The organism is Acinetobacter sp. P37, assembly GCF_057480965.1.
This window is the reverse complement of the sequence record NZ_JBLIYY010000013.1, coordinates 45,920-63,297: the sequence shown is the minus strand read 5'-3', so window position 1 is coordinate 63,297 and position 17,378 is coordinate 45,920. Positions and strand designations below refer to the sequence as shown.

Sequence of the window (17,378 nt, the reverse complement as noted above, 5' to 3'; positions counted from 1 at the left end):
ATTAAACAATTTCCTCTGTTTTCTTTTTACGTTTTAAAATTTTTGGTAGATCATCCACTTGTACGAAGTCGGCTGATACATCTTTTAATTGTACTTCTTGACCATTTTGCAGACGTTGAACCAGTTGTAGACCTTTTACATAAACCACAGTGGATGACGCACTTGCTTGTTCAAAAGCATGGCGAAATGCATGGATAGCAAGGCTCGGGATCATATCGTCCTCATATTGGCTTGCTTTCATTACTGAAGTATAAGCTGTCATGTAACAACTCCTCAAACATCAAAAATAATGTGTTCAATCATCTTATCATACTTGCAATATTTGTCTATTTATCCATCACTCATACCGAGAGTGAAATGATAAAAATACAAAGTGATTTAATCATTTGATTGTATTCCTCGAACCAAACTGCACATATGAGTCAATGTATGGGGATGCCACATCATGAATAATTTAAATTTTATCCAAATTCGATTTATAATCTGATTAAGCATTTAATTTTTCACAAAAAAATAGCCACTTATTCAGTGGCCAAAAGAGAACGACATCAACAAGTTGATGTATTAGAACTGACCTATGCAACAGGACCAGGGATGTTTGTTGCATATAAATCGTTCTAACTTGATCATAATAATGTGATGGACTTGTCATTTTAAGCATATTTTATATCATTTTCTGACAATCTACATTTTCAACTTCTAAGATTATTAGAAACTGCACCTATAGTGAATAATGCTGTAATAATTTTGAAAAATAGAACAAAATGAAAGAAAGTGAGGCTAGAGTTTTAAAAATAGTAGAAAAAATTTACGTTTCAATTTATTTTGTAGGACTCGAACAAAATGCACTTTCGTTTAAGCCAGATGACTGCACACTCTGTTGCTGTTGTTGTAAATAGTGCTGTGAGGCCACTCGCATTAGATTGGCCATTTCAAGAGCTGAGTTTTGCTGAGAAATTTCTAAAATCTGTCGATATGCATTCAATCTTAAACAAAAAGCTTGAGTTTGCTGCTGACCCGTTGCTGTAGATGCAGGATCATCCAAAATAGCTTTGGTTGAATTAATTTGCTCAGTATATGCTTTTATCTGAGCATTATATTCAGCTTGAGTCAGTTGTGGAGTAACCGCTTCATTCACATTTGCATATGCTACAGAAGCAGTAAACACAGAGAAAATAAGGACATAAAGTTTATACATCAACGGAGAATGCATAAATTAAGCCTCATCACCTTCTTTCCAGACATCTTCATAATCATCAGCATCGATCATAAAACGATAGCCTACATCCAAAGCTAAATACGGTAGCACTTCAGGCACAACATCTTGCAGTTTACGCACAGTCATTGTTTCAAAGTTATCTGCGCCTTCAAGCTCACCACCATAAATATACCAACTGACATTTTCATCACCTTCTGCAGGCTTACGAATACCAACAATTGGATCTTTATTTAAGGTATGAACAGCCACCGCAATTACATCATCGCCCTGCACTTCTACATATGCGGAACCCACTTCTTCACATAAAAGCTTTTGTTCTGCAATCAATTCTGCCAAAGGTGAGGAATTTTGCGTATGTTTTGCCATGTTTGTTCTCAGGCCATATAGGTTTCGGGCATTCTACCGTGAATTACACTTATATAGATAAATTTTTTCCGCGGGAAAGCATTCGAGCCTTGTTTTATCAATTCATTTATAGAAAAAGACTCAATGCGGTAGATTCCACCTAAAAGTATAAACAAGAAGAAAGGAAACTTATTCAACACATATACCGCTAAAACACAGTAATAGACGAATAAAAAATAGAATCAGCATGCAAACAGCAAGCTTCTTTACCACCACAGATTTAACTTTTGCCAATACCTGTACAAATTTGGACAAATACCCGATTTTCCAAACTTACATGATTTATGAAAGAAATCGTCAATGCCTTGCACGCTTCATACATTCAAAACACTGACTAGAAAATACACAGGATGGTTAATACGCTTATATATAGGTCTATAAAGTATGACTTAGCAAGGCAATAAATGTTCATCATATCTAAAGCTGCCTACTTATAAGGAAATGCTCCCACAGAATATTTAATTCGCTAAGGCAAACAAAATATCTAGCTTGAGCCCTATCATCTATGAAAAACATTTCATTGGCCTAGAAATATGCTTTATAAACCATAAAAAAGTAACTATCTTTTAATTTTTATATACTTAGCACACAAACCTGATTTATTCTTTCAAATAACTCGATTGAGAACTGAGAACAATTTAGATTCCTTTACGCGTGAAATAAGTTAAACCTTAGAATTTTTTAAGTCGCTGTATAAATACCATCTTTACGGCTATGCATGCGTAGGCTGTTCAACTGACGATCTATAAGACAAATGTACAAGCCATCTCACCTTTCAAATCATTTGTACTGGTTATTGCTACACGAATGCACCACGATAAAGCAAGTTTACACAAAAGATATCAACAGTTTTAGCCAATTGGGTTTAAAATGATGTCCTACAATATAATGATAAAAATGTAATCTTTTAACATTGCCAATTCTCTGCAAAGTTCGCATTATATAGCACATTCTCGGCACATGCTTTTCACGTCAATTCAAAGAAATTATAAAAAAAATGTGGAATTTTATGCCATAATGAGCAAACTTTGCAGGTATCTTGCAAAGTAAATTTGCAACTTTTTATTGGAGCAGGCTGAATGAGCTCGACCATTTTGGTCATTCATGGACCGAATCTCAACTTACTGGGAAAACGTGAACCCGAAGTTTATGGCTATCTGACACTTGAAGATATCAACCAAAAACTGATTTCACAGGCTCAAAACGCTTCCATTTCTCTCGACACTTTCCAAAGTAATTGGGAAGGCGCTGTTGTCGACCGAATTCATCAAGCGCAACAAGAAGGCGTTCAATTCATCATTATTAATCCAGCAGCCCTAACACATACTTCGGTTGCTGTGCGTGATGCCCTTCTAGGTGTAGCCATTCCGTTTATCGAAGTACATCTATCAAATGTCCACGCTCGCGAAGCATTTAGACATCACTCCTATCTATCTGATAAAGCCGTTGGCGTTATTTGTGGTTTAGGTGCAAAAGGTTATGCCGCAGCACTAGACTTCGCCATCGAAAAAATTCAACCAACTTCTCAATCTTAATTAGGAATACTGTTCATGGATATCCGTAAAATCAAGAAACTCATCGATTTGATGATTGAATCTGACTTACAGGCGATTGAAGTTAAAGAAGGCGATCAATCGATTGCTCTAACTCGTCGCAATCCAGTAGTTGCTGCCGCTGCGCCTGCTATGGCTGCACCTGCCGCTGCGCCTGCTGCACCTCGTTCACCACGTGGTGCTGTTGAGCCGTCTCCTATGGTTGGTGTGTTCTATGCTGCGCCAAATCCAGGTGAAGCACCATTTGTGAAAGTTGGTCAAACTGTATCTGCTGGTGAAACACTCGGTATCATCGAAGCAATGAAAATCATGAACCCAATTGAAGCAACTCAAAGCGGTGTAATTGAAGAAATTTTGGTTAAAAATGGCGAAGTGATCCAATTCGGTCAACCATTATTCCGCTATCGCGCTTAAGACCACGGGGAATCACAATGTTGCAAAAAGTTTTAATTGCAAACCGTGGTGAGATTGCGCTCCGCATCACCCGCGCTTGCAAAACTTTAGGAATTAAAACCGTAGGGATTTATTCCGATGCCGACAAAGACCTAATGCACTTACGCTTCTGTGACGAAGCAGTGTGTATTGGACCAGGTGCCAGCAGCGAAAGTTATCTCAATATCCCTGCCATTATTACAGCGGCTGAAATCACCGGTGCAGATGCCATCCATCCAGGTTATGGTTTCTTATCTGAAAACGCTGAGTTTGCTGAAATTGTAGAAAACTCAGGTTTTATCTTTATCGGTCCGCGTCCTGAACACATTCGCTTAATGGGGAACAAAGTTTCTGCCATTATTGCGATGAAAAAAGCTGGTGTACCGACTGTTCCGGGTTGTGACCATGCTGTAACGATTCACAATGCATTGGCAGAAGCCAAAGAAATTGGATTTCCATTGATCGTAAAAGCTGCCTCTGGTGGTGGTGGTCGTGGTATGCGTATCGTTGAACGTGTAGACACGCTACTCGAATCTGTACAAGCTGCTCAACGTGATGCGGAAATGTGGTTTGGTGACGACACCGTTTATATGGAACGTTTCCTTCAAAAGCCACGCCATGTCGAAGTGCAAGTTCTTGCAGATGGTAATGGCCATGCAATTCATCTTTATGATCGTGACTGTTCATTGCAACGTCGCCATCAAAAAGTGCTTGAAGAAGCGCCTGCACCGGGTTTACCTGAAGAAGCACGTGCGCATATTCTTGAAGCGTGTGTAAATGCTTGTAAATTAATGCAATACCGTGGTGCTGGTACATTCGAGTTCTTATTTGAAGAAGGTGAATTCTTCTTTATTGAAATGAATACTCGTGTACAAGTAGAACATCCTGTTACTGAGCAAGTGACTGGCGTAGATATTATCGAGCAACAATTACGCATTGCTGCCGGTTTAGGTTTGGATCTTCAACAAGAAGATATTCAACTTAAAGGTCATGCGATTGAATGTCGTATTAATGCGGAAGATCCATCTACATTTATGCCTTCACCGGGCAAAATCGATCATTTCTATGCACCGGGCGGCGCAGGTATCCGACTAGATTCTCATATCTATCAAGGATATAGTATCCCGCCATACTATGATTCAATGATTGCAAAACTCATTGCGCATGGTAAAGATCGTGAAACCTCTATTGCGCGCATGAAACAAGCTCTAGAAGAGATTATCTTAACTGGCGTGAAAACCAATATTCCGCTACATAAAGATTTGATTCTTCAAGATAAAAATTTCTGCGAACAAGCAATGGATATTCACTATCTTGAAAAGCATCTATTAAAGAAAGTCGAAGGACATGAAGATAAATAAATCTTCAACGTCAAAAAAACCACTCAAATGAGTGGTTTTTTATTTTTATAAGAAGAAATATCAATATGTCATACTTAAGGCAAAACTCGACGCAATGTCGCAAAACACTGCTGAGCCTGATCATTGGCACAGAAATTAATAACCGATGGACTTTTCCACTTTACAAAGTACTGTGAAATTTCGCCGGTTTGATCTTGAATATTGCCCGAACAATCCATCTGATTATTGTCATATTTTACTTGTAAAATCAGTGCTGGAATTTGCACATTCGGATCTTGCGCAGGTTGATAGTCATATACCCCAGATGACCACTCTTCACCACTTTTGATCACTACATCATTATTGCTCTTAAAATTATAATATTCGACGCACTTTTTGTTGGTCGGAATTTCCATGCCCCATAAGCCAACCAATTCAGAACGTGTTGTCACCCTAAAGCTATTTATAGCTTCAACTTGATTTTTAGCCTCTGAATTTTGAGTTGTATTCTTATTATCTGCCGCCATCACCAACGATGAACTCAACATGAGTAAAACTGTAAGATATGCTATTTTCATACATTTAATCAGTCATATAAATCATGCTCTTAAAGTAACACATTTTTTTACAAATCCGCGGTTTATCACATTTTCATAACAATCATTTTTCATCTTTATCCAGAAAATCAATCTCCATTAACGAAACTACAAATTAGCTAAATGCCAAACAAATCACACTATTTACAATAAAATAATATAAAATCTTTTTTATCGTTTAATATACGAAAAAAACGAATTCTCCCATATTTAACCTAGGCTTACATAAGCTAATGAAACTGCATTCGAATAGTCTTGCTCCGCTTAATGCACGCCACAGCATGGCTTTTGTAATAGTCGCTGCAGTTATTCTTTGCTGCTGCTTAATCGGTATTTTCACCCGCCCATTAAGCTATTTAGCGATTTTTTGGCCTGCGAATGCAGTATTGTTAGCATTATTCTTAAGGTTTCCCAAACTCAGTAATCTAGGGGGATGGTTAGGTGCATTTACTGGTTATATGCTCGCAGATTTAGTGACAAGCAATTATTTCCAACTCACCCTATTTCTCACTTTTTCAAATTTAACCAACAGCATGGTATCGCTATTTTTTATGCGATATTTTCAGGTGAACTATCAAAACTATAATAGAGGTTTCACCTTTCTGACCATGATTGTCATCATCGCCTGCGGCGGATGTCTTACTGGTGCTCTTTTTGCTATTTTCACCGTGCCTTATATCCCCAACACGTTTATGTCGACCGATAGATTATCGATTGATTTTGGTATGTGGTGGATTACTGAAATATTAAATGCGCTGATTATATTACCGCTTATTCTGTCTTTTCCTAAACTGGCCGATCTTAAACTTTATTTCAAAGATCGACGTCATCAAAGCTTTCAGATCAATAAAATATTTCCGGCAATTGCAGTTGTCTTCTGTGTATTTTTAACAGCCGTTTCTGCAGGTCCAGGGGCAATTCTCTACCCTTTAGCGGCTTTGATTTGGGCAGCATTAACCTATCGCTTATTTACCTTATCCCTAATTAATGCCGTGGTAATTTTAGCGACCTATTACAATTTAAATGCGTTCTACTTACACGATTCTTCATTAGCCTATTTATCGACAGCAATTTCAGTTCGTATTGGCCTAGCCATGCTGATTCTCTCGCCGTTGATTCTTTGTATTATTAGCCGAAATCGGCACGAACTATATAAAGAGGTTTTATACCTTGCAAATCATGATAGTTTAACGCATGCGATGAATCGTCGATATTTTTTCGAGCAAGGTGAGCTTTACCTACAAAACCAAATTCAGCTCAATTTTTCCATTATCATGATGGATATCGATCATTTTAAAAAATTGAATGATCAATATGGGCATTATGTCGGTGATCAAGTTTTACAAGAATTTTCGAGCGTTGTGCGTAAGAATTTACGTGAAACAGATTTATTTGCACGTATTGGTGGTGAAGAGTTTAGTGTATTACTCACGAACATTGCAGCACCTGAAGCTCAAGGTATTGCTGAGCGTATCCGAAAAGTCGTTGAAACTACGCCAATCATCATTGATGAACAAAATACGATTTATATTACGGTGAGTATTGGTCTGATTCATCAGTCTTTGCCCAATGCTCCAAGTTTGCAAAGTATGATAAATCAAGCCGATCAGGCCTTATATCAAGCCAAAGAGCTCGGCCGTAATCAGGTGATTTTAGTTCATTGAGATTTATCAAAATACTGAATTGTTTTAAGTTGGCTTTTGGATCGTTTTAGGCAAGCCCACGACCAAAAACATGGCAGGTATAACCGCCAGTCCTGCGATCATAAAAATAACGGGTCCCGAAAGCATGTCCCAATATCGACCTGCTAAAATACTGCCACTCGCAACACCTAAGCCCCACATGGTACTGTATAGCGCTTGACCACGCCCTTGTTGACTTGCGGTAAAATTTTGAAAAATGATTCGCATAGCGATTAAGTGGAATAATCCAAAACTAAAGGCATGAATCGTTTGCGCAGCAAATTGAGTGATAAACACCGTCGGATATAAGCCTACAATCAACCATCGCATCCCTGTTAGCCCCAAACAAATGAGCACTAAGTTACGCCAAGAATATCGATTAAAAAAGACATTGGCATAGGCAAACATAATGATTTCTGCAATGACTCCGACAGACCATAAAAAACCGATTTGGCTCGTCGAAAAATCAGCCTGCATAAGGTAATTGCTATAAAAACTATAAAACGGTGCATGCGAAAAGAGCAGAAAAAATTCAATGATAAAAAAACTCGCTACAGCTGGTCGTTTTAAGATAGGCCAAAGTGGTTCAAGTTTTTTCTGTGAAGATGGTGCAGTAGCGGGCTCTTTAATCGTAAATGACCAAATAAATGCGAGAAATGCAATGCATAACAACATGATAGGTAGCATTGAAACAGGTATTATTTCTAGCAAAGCCCCTATTCCAAATACCCCAACAATGAAGCCAACTGATCCCCATTTTCTGACTTTTCCATAAAGTTCTGCACGCAGCTCAGCTAACCAAAATAAAGTTACTCCTTCAAACTGAGCCAATATAGCATTTTGAAAGAAACTAAAAACCAGCATGAGTAATGCAACAGACTGAAAACTGTTGGGAATTATAAAAATCAGAAACCAAATACAGGCTTCCATCCATGTTGCTATTCGGACTAAAAGCATGCGCTTGCCGGATTTATCTGCAATCCAACCCCAAATAAACGGTGCAAAAAAACGTGTGACAATTGCAATCGAAGATAAAATACCTATTTCTTGATAATTAAACCCTTGATCCTCTAGATACAAACTCCAATACGGCATGAATGTACCCACTATTGAATAATAGAAAAAGTAGAATCCACCGAGTTTTGTTTGGATTGGAATGTTAAGCATCAAGCTGTATTCCTTAGTATTTACAGTAGGTTATAAACTTTTCAGAGTTGTATGCTTTTGCAGCTAAAAGGCTTAGTTAGGATATGGCGAGTATACAAATCAGTATACAAATTTATTTTAATTAAATTATTTCAAAATTTGTATACTTTTATCAAAATATTCATGTTTTATACTATTCTAATTATTAAACAATAATTTATTTTTACTAATTAAAATTCTCATATGTTAATAAAAAACCGCCCTTCCGGACGGTCTATTTATTACTTGAGCAATTTGTATCGCTCATGCGGCAGTGTTTTGAGTTCGAACATGTGGTCGTAATCATAGTTTGGCATTGTGAATCCGCATTTTTTACTCACGTCTGATATAGCACTGCTCATAGAAAACATATTGTCGTTGAGCATTGTCACCAGTAATGGATTGAGTTTGGCCAATGCTGGGCTATGTGTATTCCACCATGCTTGAAAGAATCGAGCATGTACGCAGAGCATTTCTAGGGATTGTTTTTCATCTATATAGATGCTCCCTTTTGACTTAACTTCTAATGTTTCTAGGTAATTCACTGCGTCTTGGAAATGTATGGCCAACAGATCGCTATAACGTGTGATGCGGAAGTGTTTGTTGTGACGTGACCACATTTCTGCATGAAGTCTGCGTTCACCTTGAGCACGTCGGTCGACAATCTCCTTTAGTTCCGCCTGCTGCTCTGCATTGATTTTTACGCGAGTGTCGATTTGTTGCTGCAGAACTTCTTTTTCTAGTACGTCGAGTACCCATTTGCGGAATTCTTTGGCGACTGGTGTGCGGGCAAAGAATGTGATGAGATGACAACCTCGTAAAGAGAAAGCTCTAATTTGCTGAACACCACCATTCGTCTGCACTTCAACTAGACGTGTCATATCAGAAGTAAATTCATCAGACTTACGATTAAAAATTTTCGTTATAGCTGTTTCAGGATTGGCATATCCTAAGGCTAACCCAATTTGGGTTGAGCCGATCCATAAATGATGATCATTAGATGGTAATGGTTTCAAGTTCACATCATTAAATGATAATGCTAGACTATTCATGTCTTGTCTCCGTTCAGGGATTAGATAAAAGCCCCTAGTCCGCCAAGATTCAGGGGCTTTTTTATTGTCACTAATTTAGTGACATTGACATCACTCTAATATGATACTAATCTAGTGTCAATAATTAAGTTATTGAGTTTCAAATGTCAGATAAGACACGCCCTCAAAATCAGGATGAATGGAAACGAACACAAATTCGGATTCCTCAAGATCAACACAATGAGATTGTTGATTATGCAGAAAAAAATAATTTATCTTTAAATACAGCAATGCTAGATTTAATTGATAAAGGAATTAAAGTGTCTAAAGATATTCACTTATCAACTATCCCTGAAATATCTCAAGCATTTTCACAACATGTAATAAATCAAAGTCGCGAACGCGAAGAGCTTTTCAAAAAATTATTGCCGCACACAAACATTGAAAATGCAGCTTATAGTGATAATGAAAACTTTATTGCTGTGAGATATATAGAAAGTAATACCACTAATAATTGTTATAATTTAATTAATTACTTTAAATTACCCGAATGTATACAAATTATTCTTTTTGCAACATCTCACGAACCGATCAATGGATTTAGCAGAAATGACGGTCCCGAGACGAATTTACCGCTAATGGGTGCTCTTGCTATTGTTGAACTAGCCCAAACAACTGCATATGTTATATTCGATGGATTATTCTTAACAGCTCAAAGACGTCCGAGATATTTAGAGGTTAAAGAAGTTCTGGATACTGCTATTAAGTCTAATAAAGCTTATTTTATTACTCAGGCAGCCCCTTTTACTTCAAGCTGGAACCCAATAAATGCTGTTTCACAATTAAAATATCTACCTATTCAACATTTGACATCCGAGTCAAGGGGTACGTTTTTTAGTCTCTTAAGCGATTATCCTGAAAGTGAAATGTAATTAAAAAAAGCACCTTAGGGTGCTTTTTTATGTGCTTCTGCTGCAGCATTATATAAACATTTATATAATAAATACCACCCAAATTCACCATAGTGTTCATACACTTTGTGGTTCTCAATTGCTTTCTGAATTCTTTCAGATAATTGCGGTCTATATGCATTATATGGACTCAATAATCTATAATCCAGCAATCGAAGTATCGCTCTAAGATGATATTTCGTATGATCAATCATCCCCTCTTCTTTTAATTTGTTTGCAACAGTTAATCCAATAAAATATACGTATTTGAATTCATCACAATTTTGTGACTCAGGATATACGTTGTAAAAGTTGAGATATTTATTAATCTTCTCATGTGTCTGAGTATAGATTTCTGGATAGTGTCTGTTAATCACATCAGCCCATTGTTCATTCATAGGCTCAATAACTGAAACAGGTATTTTTCCTTCTTCCCTTATCAACCCCAAAATACTAGTCTGAATAACTTCAAGTATTTCTAAAAACTTATCCTTATCTAATTTTACTCTTGTTAACATTTTGATCCATAAACACTTAAAGTTGAAAAAATTTATCATATAAAAAAACCCAAAACATAATGTTTGGGTTTTTTTTCATAAATCAAATTAAAAAGCAGATAAATGCTTATAAGCCTTTATTTCTTCTAAAAACGTAGTGTCAAAATGATTAGACAAAGCCTCAATGTCATCTTGTTTACAAGAAGTATTTTGGCTATCAGCAGGTTGCTGATATTCTTCTGCAAATCTAGGACTCAATTTAGCTTTTGAACTTAATTCAACTGCCCATTGGATAATCTCTTGATTCATAGCATTTTCTCAGATAATTATTAAAAAAACATACTTTAATTCAAATATGCACATTTTATCCGCAGATAGTAACTGATATTTGCAATCCACTGCAACTAGTTTGGTTCCATAACTAAGTAATTATCTCCATTAACCAACCAAAAGTCACGATTCCTAATAGATACTTATATACAATCTTCCACAACTCTTAGCTTTGGCTTTTCCAAAATCTTCACTCCAGCTAAATTTTCAAGAAAATCTACATTCATATCCAAAGCTTGGGCTATATCCTCTGCAAAAATTTTCTTTTTTGCGAGCATAGCAAAACAGGCTTGAAGGAGCTCAGGCTTTTCCTTAGGAATTAAATGATCTTCTTTTTCAGTAATAGATTCACTATTTTTTCTCAAAGCAATTACACCACTGGTGTATTGTTCTTGAGTCAATAAACCTAAAGACTTTGCTCTATAAAGAATCGCAGCCTTACTTACCTTCCAAGTTTGTTTAAACTCACTTAATTTAGCCCAGTTGTAACGACCACCTCTAAACCATGTAGGAAAATGAGTTCGCATCATTGTTTGAGGAATCAATAGCGCAGATGCAAACTGATTCGCCTCAGACTCAGTAATACGATCACCTGTCACCATGCCATCGTGAAGTACTAAATGGCCAAGCTCATGAGCAAGATCAAAACGCTGACGGCATTCACTTTCTTTTGCTTCATTACGAACAAAAATAGGACGTGCAGTTGCTAAAGAAAGCGCATCTACTTCACTTGATAATGAGCGAAAAGTTGTAACAACTACGCCATGTGACTCACATAAGCGAATCATATTACTAATAGGGCCTAAACCAAGCCCCCAATCAGCACGGCATTGCTCAGCTATAGCTTCTATAGAGCTAGAACGATCAGAGCCTTGAATATCATATTTAGGCAATCTAAGTTTAGAATCCAAATATTCAGTCAAACGCTTAATGTATTCTCCACGTGCAATCACAACTTGTTTTGTTGCAACCTTTGTAGATCTCAAACTTCTAAAGTGGATTTGGTCTTCCTGCAATACGGGTTTTACATGTGTAAATAACTCTTCAGGAACATTAAAGTAAGTGGCAGCTTGTTGAATAAATTGAGGACTAGGTATGGTCTGCCCTGTCTCAACTTTGTGAACATACTGCCGTGTGCACTCAAGGTGCTGACCTAACTCTTCCAAAGACAGTTGATTAAACTGTCTCAGAAGCTTTAGTTCTAATCCATTAAAAGGCGTGTTCATAATGACATTGCTTGTTACTACTATTTAAATTTGGTATCCAAATCTTCATCTTGAAGATCATCTTCATCAGGATCTCCAATCAATGGAGCATCTAAATGAATAGACTCAGGAGTTATTGGATCGACTAAATGTAACTTATTACCATCTAGATTGTCATTAGATCGCCAATAAGCTACAGGCACAGTGGCTAAATTAAAGCCTACAAATTCAACAAATGCCTCTTCTTCGTCTGATTTGGGCTCATTCAAGATGAACTTCCAAATTACAGGCTGATTATCATCTACCTGAAATAGGTCATAATTCGTTGGCGTGTATTTTCTTAATTTTAATGATTTAGGATCGGTAAAGTCGCCTTTACAGAAACCAATCTGAGCATAACCAATTTGAAAAACGAATCTAAACGTCCCATCTTTTAAGTGAACGTCTACAGGACAGTCCTCTGATACAATTAATTTTTTAAATTGTTCATACGTACGACCAAATATTGCTGTACCGCGAGTATAGTTATTGTCATTTTCACTATTCAAAATTTCGTGAACATCAAAATAAATATCAAGCATTGGTGTAGCGAAGTATTCAAGTACTTCATCTGTGAGCAAGGGTTCAAAGGCCGATGGAGGATGTAACTTTGTTTCTTTCATACAAATTAGTCCAAAAATAAATTTTGAGATGTGGGTTAAAATCAAAATAGGACTATTTTACAAATTTGTCAACCAACTTTTAGGACTAAAATTAGGATTTGTCAACCAAAGTGGCTTTTATACGACTTTTTGATTAGATTCATTGAGTAAACAAGCCGAGAGTTGTTAGACTTCATCTAATTATCTGACTTTTAAAAAACTTTATGAAATTTTTACTCATTTTCGTTTTTGGGGTTCACTTCCATCCAAGTTTATGCAAAAAAATGCGCTGACTTTAGTACGCAACAGCAAGCACAGAAATGGTATGAACAACGTAAAAAATCAGGACAAACAGGCTGGAAAAGTCTAGACCGTGACGGTGATGGCCAGGCCTGCGATTGCCTGCCGGGTGGAAAAGGGAAGAAGTGCCCGAAGAAGAAAAGATAATCTGCTATAGTCTGTCACTATCCCCGAGTTCACATAATGGGATTCATGCAAAATTAAAAATAGGATCATCATTTCATATGACGCGTTATAAGATACTTTTATCTAGCTTTATTCTAAGTATTTGTTCTTTGCAAATTGGAGCAGAAGAAGTAAGTGAAGCATTTGATAATAACTTCCTTGTCAAAGATGGGTACTTCTTGAAACATAATGCATGCACAAGTGAAACCTTGTTGGAATTTAAATCCTTTTCAAAGGCTACATTATTAAAACACTATAATAAAAATGAAACAGACCTGATTCTAAGTAAAGAAGGTGATGATGGGTTCTTCATCAAACCTTTTGATATTTCGTATAAAGACCTTTTAACTTACACTGACCCTCAACCTAATGATTTTCAGAGATATCGTTTAGTGATATTGGCTCTATACGCACCAGTCCTTAAAGATACTTGCCTACTAGGTTTTGGTATATTTCCAGAAGGCTGGGATGGTAAAAATTGGATTCGCTTTAAATCAAATAAAATACTTGAATCTAGTTTTTTAGAAAATTATTTAAATTCAGAGAACATTAAATGAAATAAAGCGCCACACGGCGCTTTTCTTATACAAAATCCTGAACCAATTTTTTTATAACTGGTCGCTGACGCTGACTTGCATTCCATAAGTCATGCTGCATCTGCAAATTCAACCAAAACTCTGGAGAAGTTTCCAAAGCCTCACTTAAACGGATAGCCATGTCTGCAGAAATACCTGTATGGCCATTTAAAATACGAGATAGATTGGCCCGCGTTACACCTAATGCAAGAGCAGCCTCAGTCACTGGGGTTTCACCAATATACTCGCGAAGCATTTCCCCTGGATGAGGTGCATTAAACATCATATTCATGATTAGTACTCCTGAGCTGAAAGCCTAGTGATAGTCCAGATAATCCACGATGTAGACATCACCATCTTCAAATTTAAAAATTACCCGCCAATTACCGTTTACAGTTAACGACCATTGATCTTGCAAATTCCCATTCAGCTTATGTAAGCGCCAATTGGGCGGTGTTCTCAAATCATTTACTGTAGATGCGGCATGTAATGCAGCAAGTATTAAACGTAATTTAGAAGAATGTGCTGCTTGAATACCTGCTGTTGTACCAGTTTGGAAGAAAGCCTGAAGACCTTTATGTTTAAAACTCTTAATCAAGCTTCAGCATCCATTCGTATAGCATATATATACAATATACACCACATTGGAAAATATGTATAGAAATCTAAAATAGAATTTATTGAACTGACCACTTTTTGTAAGCATTGGCCAGTTTCACATCATAAGAGTTTTTAGCGTATGCGACCCCGTTATAGCCACGTGCAAAGGCTTTCCAATCTTTATTTTTTAATGCATTGACCAGGCCATTCACTTGAATGTATCGACACATAGCATCAAGTTGCGAGGCTTCATCTTTATACATGGCATTTATAAATGCTTGTAGAGATGCATATCCTAAAGCCTTCCAGTGATAGCCCATGACCTGCCCAATCCCCCAACTCGCCGACTCTAAGGCTGAAGCCCGATGATATTGTGCTGCAGCATTTAAGCGACCGTGTTGAGCTGAATACAGACCATATCCACCTGTACTTTTACTGCATAGATCCGGTCGCTTGACCATCATAAGTTCCACTGTCTTTGCTTGGCCATTGGCAATCAAGCGCTGCCGCATCACATGACGCTCAAATAGAATCACTGGTGTGTTGTCAGCATTAAAGCCTGATCCTTTACATTCAACTTCTATCACAGCCCGCAATGCTGCAGTTTCAACCCCTAGCAATTTTGCTTGGGTTGCAATTTGTGCTGTTGTTAATTTTTTACTCATTTCACTTTCCTTTAGGCATAAAAAAAGCGCCTTATGACGCATACACTGACAATAAAAAAACCGACCTTGTATTGGGTCGGCTTAAGCTTTGATTGCTGATACCAATTCAGGGGATTTCCATGCCAGTATCATTAATATGATGATGAGTGTTACCTTCCAGAAACCATATTTATCCATGATTGCCTCTACAAATTTAATAATCACTGTTATACTTTCAGGCATACATCCTTTTCCTCTTTTCTCGCTCTGTGGATTGGGAAAAACAAAACCCTGATGTTTGCCTCATCGGGGTTTTCTTTGGGTATAAAAAAGCGCCTTATGGCGCACAGACAATAAAAAAATGACCTTTAAAAGAAGTCGGTTTAAGATTTGATAGCTAAGATAATTTCAGGCAATTTCCAAAATAGAATTGGAATGGAAAATAATACCAAGAAGGCAAAAATAGTTTGCCATAATCCATGTTTTTCAATAGACACTTTTATAAGCTCCACTATTGGTTTAGAATATTCGAACATAGATTGATCATGTCTCCTTTCCTTTAGGTTGATATGAAAAAAACCCCAGTGCTCTAACACTGGGGTTTTTCTTTAGGCATAAAAAAAGCACTTTTCGGTGCTTATGTAATAGAAATGGACTATCAGAGCCGATTTACATTCTCCAAATATATGTACGGACAATGATCGTAAAAATAATTGCTATAAATCGCCATGCTGACATTTTCCTTAACTCCATTAGACAGAAATTAGCCAATTTGATAACATCATCCATACGAAATGTTTCTCCTCTTACTTTTGTCGGTGGGTTGAGATTTAAAAAGCCCGTGATTGCCGTCATGGGCTTTTTGCTTTTCTAGGCCACTATATCGGCCCAAGCTCACACTTAAATGTGGAACTATTTCCTAAAATTCAGGCATAAAAAAACCACCTCAATGGACGGTTTTTTATATCGTTTAAAGTTAATCCATGCAGTCGATGTAAAACTGGCTTGCATACTCAGATGCGGCAGAAATTAACCCATCTTCGCTATACATAATTATTGGGTATTTGAAACTATCAACAATTATTGATTGCATAGCTTTTTTTACTGAAGGCTCATCCTTCTCACTAATTACAGAGAACATTTCCTCTGCGCTAGCACCACTTTGTCTTGCTTTAAAGGAGTTTTCCGCAAATCTAAAAACAGCAGAACATATTTTGTTTTTTAATTCTGGATCGCTCTCTACATCAGAATTGGTTGTTATTGGTTCTGGGTAGTACGCTCCTTCTTTAAGCACTTTAGTATGTTTATCTATTAAATCAGCATGAGCTATTGAGTAAGAAAATAAGGTTATAAAAACAAATAGTTTGGATTTCACACCCAACCCCAAATTTATAATTTAGAACAAGATACTAATTTTGTGGGCAAAAAGAAACCGACACTTGAAGTCTGACTTTTATTTCAGGACTTCAACAAGTGTGGCAATTGCATTCAATATTGGTGCGGTCTGCCATACAATTAAGCCCAATACCACAAAACAAGCAATAATGTATGTCCAAATCCTTAGCGTTTTGCTTTCAGAAATTTTATTCACTGCTTTATCAACCTTTAAATCTAGGTTAAGATTCATATATGTTCTGATCCTCAAGTCTGCGTTGTGGGTTGGAATCAAAAGACCTCAGTGCGCTAACACTGAGGTTTTTCTTTATGCATAAAAAAAGCACCTTTCGGTGCGTATGTAATAAAACCAGCCTCTCAGTAACCGATTCACATCCTCCAAATAAATGTACAAACAATGATCGTGAAAAGAATTGCTATAAATCGCCATAGTGCCATATCACACAATCCATTTCATTAATGCTGTTATGGCGACTATTGCGCCTGTAAGACTACCAACCACCAGTGAAATAGACTTACCCCACGCCATAATGATGGCTACTTTTCCTATATCTTTTTCGCTCATTTTTCCCTCTATGCTGATATCGGGTTTGGTGTTAAAATTATCTGACATGAATATTTTTCTGATCCTTT

General features: G+C 37.0%; 22 protein-coding genes and 1 pseudogene. 7 read left to right on the top strand and 16 right to left on the bottom strand.

Features of this window, described 5'->3' with window-relative positions; genetic code table 11:
* Position 1: 1 nt before the first annotated feature.
* The 3 genes from AC25JC_RS12570 to AC25JC_RS12560 all read right to left on the bottom strand — a co-directional run bounded on the left by AC25JC_RS12570 (position 2) and on the right by AC25JC_RS12560 (position 1,585).
* Positions 2-262: a hypothetical protein gene (locus tag AC25JC_RS12570; RefSeq protein WP_486924165.1), complete on the bottom strand. Its 261-nt coding sequence runs from the start codon at positions 260-262 to the stop codon at positions 2-4.
* Between the two features lie 558 nt (positions 263-820).
* The gene (locus AC25JC_RS12565) at positions 821-1,213 is read right to left on the bottom strand and encodes a hypothetical protein (protein ID WP_486924164.1); all 393 of its coding nucleotides are present in this window, start codon (positions 1,211-1,213) and stop codon (positions 821-823) included.
* A gap of 3 nt (positions 1,214-1,216) precedes the next feature.
* Entirely contained in the window at positions 1,217-1,585 is a 369-nt protein-coding gene (locus AC25JC_RS12560) for an immunity protein Imm33 domain-containing protein (protein WP_078190788.1), read from the bottom strand.
* A gap of 1,118 nt (positions 1,586-2,703) precedes the next feature.
* Here AC25JC_RS12560 and aroQ point away from each other — a divergent pair.
* Genes aroQ through accC form a run of 3 tightly spaced genes read left to right on the top strand, consistent with a single transcriptional unit; the run spans position 2,704 to position 4,970 of the window.
* On the top strand, positions 2,704-3,159 hold the full coding sequence (gene aroQ / locus AC25JC_RS12555; protein ID WP_078190789.1) for a type II 3-dehydroquinate dehydratase: 456 nt from the start codon (positions 2,704-2,706) through the stop codon (positions 3,157-3,159).
* A gap of 15 nt (positions 3,160-3,174) precedes the next feature.
* Complete coding sequence (gene accB / locus AC25JC_RS12550) at positions 3,175-3,591, top strand: acetyl-CoA carboxylase biotin carboxyl carrier protein (RefSeq protein ID WP_078190790.1); 417 nt, start codon at positions 3,175-3,177, stop codon at positions 3,589-3,591.
* 17 nt (positions 3,592-3,608) lie between these two features.
* Complete coding sequence (accC, locus tag AC25JC_RS12545) at positions 3,609-4,970, top strand: acetyl-CoA carboxylase biotin carboxylase subunit (RefSeq protein ID WP_111885487.1); 1,362 nt, start codon at positions 3,609-3,611, stop codon at positions 4,968-4,970.
* A gap of 74 nt (positions 4,971-5,044) precedes the next feature.
* On the opposite strand, the gene AC25JC_RS12540 is transcribed toward accC, so the two are convergent.
* The gene (locus AC25JC_RS12540; RefSeq protein WP_168379494.1) at positions 5,045-5,527 is read right to left on the bottom strand and encodes a hypothetical protein; all 483 of its coding nucleotides are present in this window, start codon (positions 5,525-5,527) and stop codon (positions 5,045-5,047) included.
* A 299-nt stretch (positions 5,528-5,826) separates the two neighbouring features.
* Here AC25JC_RS12540 and AC25JC_RS12535 point away from each other — a divergent pair, with 299 nt between their 5' ends.
* Entirely contained in the window at positions 5,827-7,209 is a 1,383-nt protein-coding gene (locus AC25JC_RS12535; protein WP_486924163.1) for a GGDEF domain-containing protein, read from the top strand.
* 24 nt (positions 7,210-7,233) lie between these two features.
* Here the strand turns inward: AC25JC_RS12535 and AC25JC_RS12530 are convergent, their stop codons facing one another.
* Together AC25JC_RS12530 and AC25JC_RS12525 are read right to left on the bottom strand one after the other, a co-directional pair.
* Positions 7,234-8,394 carry an MFS transporter gene (locus AC25JC_RS12530; protein WP_486924162.1) on the bottom strand — a complete coding sequence of 387 codons (1,161 nt, stop codon included), beginning with the start codon at positions 8,392-8,394 and terminating at the stop codon, positions 7,234-7,236.
* Between the two features lie 260 nt (positions 8,395-8,654).
* Positions 8,655-9,464, bottom strand: coding sequence for a BRO-N domain-containing protein (locus tag AC25JC_RS12525; RefSeq protein WP_486924161.1), 810 nt, complete (start codon positions 9,462-9,464; stop codon positions 8,655-8,657).
* A gap of 143 nt (positions 9,465-9,607) precedes the next feature.
* Here AC25JC_RS12525 and AC25JC_RS12520 point away from each other — a divergent pair, with 143 nt between their 5' ends.
* On the top strand, positions 9,608-10,375 hold the full coding sequence (locus tag AC25JC_RS12520; RefSeq protein ID WP_486924160.1) for a hypothetical protein: 768 nt from the start codon (positions 9,608-9,610) through the stop codon (positions 10,373-10,375).
* A gap of 14 nt (positions 10,376-10,389) precedes the next feature.
* On the opposite strand, the gene AC25JC_RS12515 is transcribed toward AC25JC_RS12520, so the two are convergent.
* The 4 genes from AC25JC_RS12515 to AC25JC_RS12500 form a co-directional block, all read right to left on the bottom strand.
* Positions 10,390-10,911: a hypothetical protein gene (locus AC25JC_RS12515; protein ID WP_486924159.1), complete on the bottom strand. Its 522-nt coding sequence runs from the start codon at positions 10,909-10,911 to the stop codon at positions 10,390-10,392.
* Positions 10,912-10,998: 87 nt separating this feature from the next.
* Entirely contained in the window at positions 10,999-11,199 is a 201-nt protein-coding gene (locus AC25JC_RS12510; protein ID WP_486924158.1) for a hypothetical protein, read from the bottom strand.
* A 164-nt stretch (positions 11,200-11,363) separates the two neighbouring features.
* On the bottom strand, positions 11,364-12,446 hold the full coding sequence (locus AC25JC_RS12505) for a helix-turn-helix domain-containing protein (protein ID WP_486924157.1): 1,083 nt from the start codon (positions 12,444-12,446) through the stop codon (positions 11,364-11,366).
* A gap of 20 nt (positions 12,447-12,466) precedes the next feature.
* Complete coding sequence (locus tag AC25JC_RS12500; RefSeq protein WP_234951613.1) at positions 12,467-13,087, bottom strand: hypothetical protein; 621 nt, start codon at positions 13,085-13,087, stop codon at positions 12,467-12,469.
* Between the two features lie 203 nt (positions 13,088-13,290).
* Here AC25JC_RS12500 and AC25JC_RS12495 point away from each other — a divergent pair.
* Positions 13,291-13,513 (top strand): annotated as a pseudogene (locus AC25JC_RS12495) (excalibur calcium-binding domain-containing protein).
* Positions 13,492-14,088, top strand: a complete 597-nt coding sequence (locus AC25JC_RS12490) for a hypothetical protein (protein WP_486924156.1) — start codon at positions 13,492-13,494, stop codon at positions 14,086-14,088. The pseudogene AC25JC_RS12495 and the gene AC25JC_RS12490 overlap by 22 nt, the downstream one beginning before the upstream one ends.
* 25 nt (positions 14,089-14,113) lie before the next feature.
* Here the strand turns inward: AC25JC_RS12490 and AC25JC_RS12485 are convergent, their stop codons facing one another.
* From AC25JC_RS12485 to AC25JC_RS12460, 6 genes are all read right to left on the bottom strand, one after another.
* Positions 14,114-14,398, bottom strand: coding sequence for a HigA family addiction module antitoxin (locus AC25JC_RS12485; protein ID WP_120368045.1), 285 nt, complete (start codon positions 14,396-14,398; stop codon positions 14,114-14,116).
* Between the two features lie 24 nt (positions 14,399-14,422).
* Positions 14,423-14,704, bottom strand: a complete 282-nt coding sequence (locus AC25JC_RS12480; RefSeq protein WP_180089472.1) for a type II toxin-antitoxin system RelE/ParE family toxin — start codon at positions 14,702-14,704, stop codon at positions 14,423-14,425.
* Between the two features lie 79 nt (positions 14,705-14,783).
* The gene (locus tag AC25JC_RS12475; protein ID WP_180089470.1) at positions 14,784-15,371 is read right to left on the bottom strand and encodes an N-acetylmuramidase family protein; all 588 of its coding nucleotides are present in this window, start codon (positions 15,369-15,371) and stop codon (positions 14,784-14,786) included.
* Between the two features lie 955 nt (positions 15,372-16,326).
* The gene (locus AC25JC_RS12470; protein ID WP_486924155.1) at positions 16,327-16,725 is read right to left on the bottom strand and encodes a hypothetical protein; all 399 of its coding nucleotides are present in this window, start codon (positions 16,723-16,725) and stop codon (positions 16,327-16,329) included.
* A gap of 78 nt (positions 16,726-16,803) precedes the next feature.
* Entirely contained in the window at positions 16,804-16,977 is a 174-nt protein-coding gene (locus AC25JC_RS12465; protein WP_180089466.1) for a hypothetical protein, read from the bottom strand.
* A gap of 207 nt (positions 16,978-17,184) precedes the next feature.
* Positions 17,185-17,358 (bottom strand): hypothetical protein, encoded by a 174-nt coding sequence (locus AC25JC_RS12460; RefSeq protein WP_486924154.1) that lies wholly within the window; start codon positions 17,356-17,358, stop codon positions 17,185-17,187.
* Positions 17,359-17,378 lie beyond the last annotated feature (20 nt).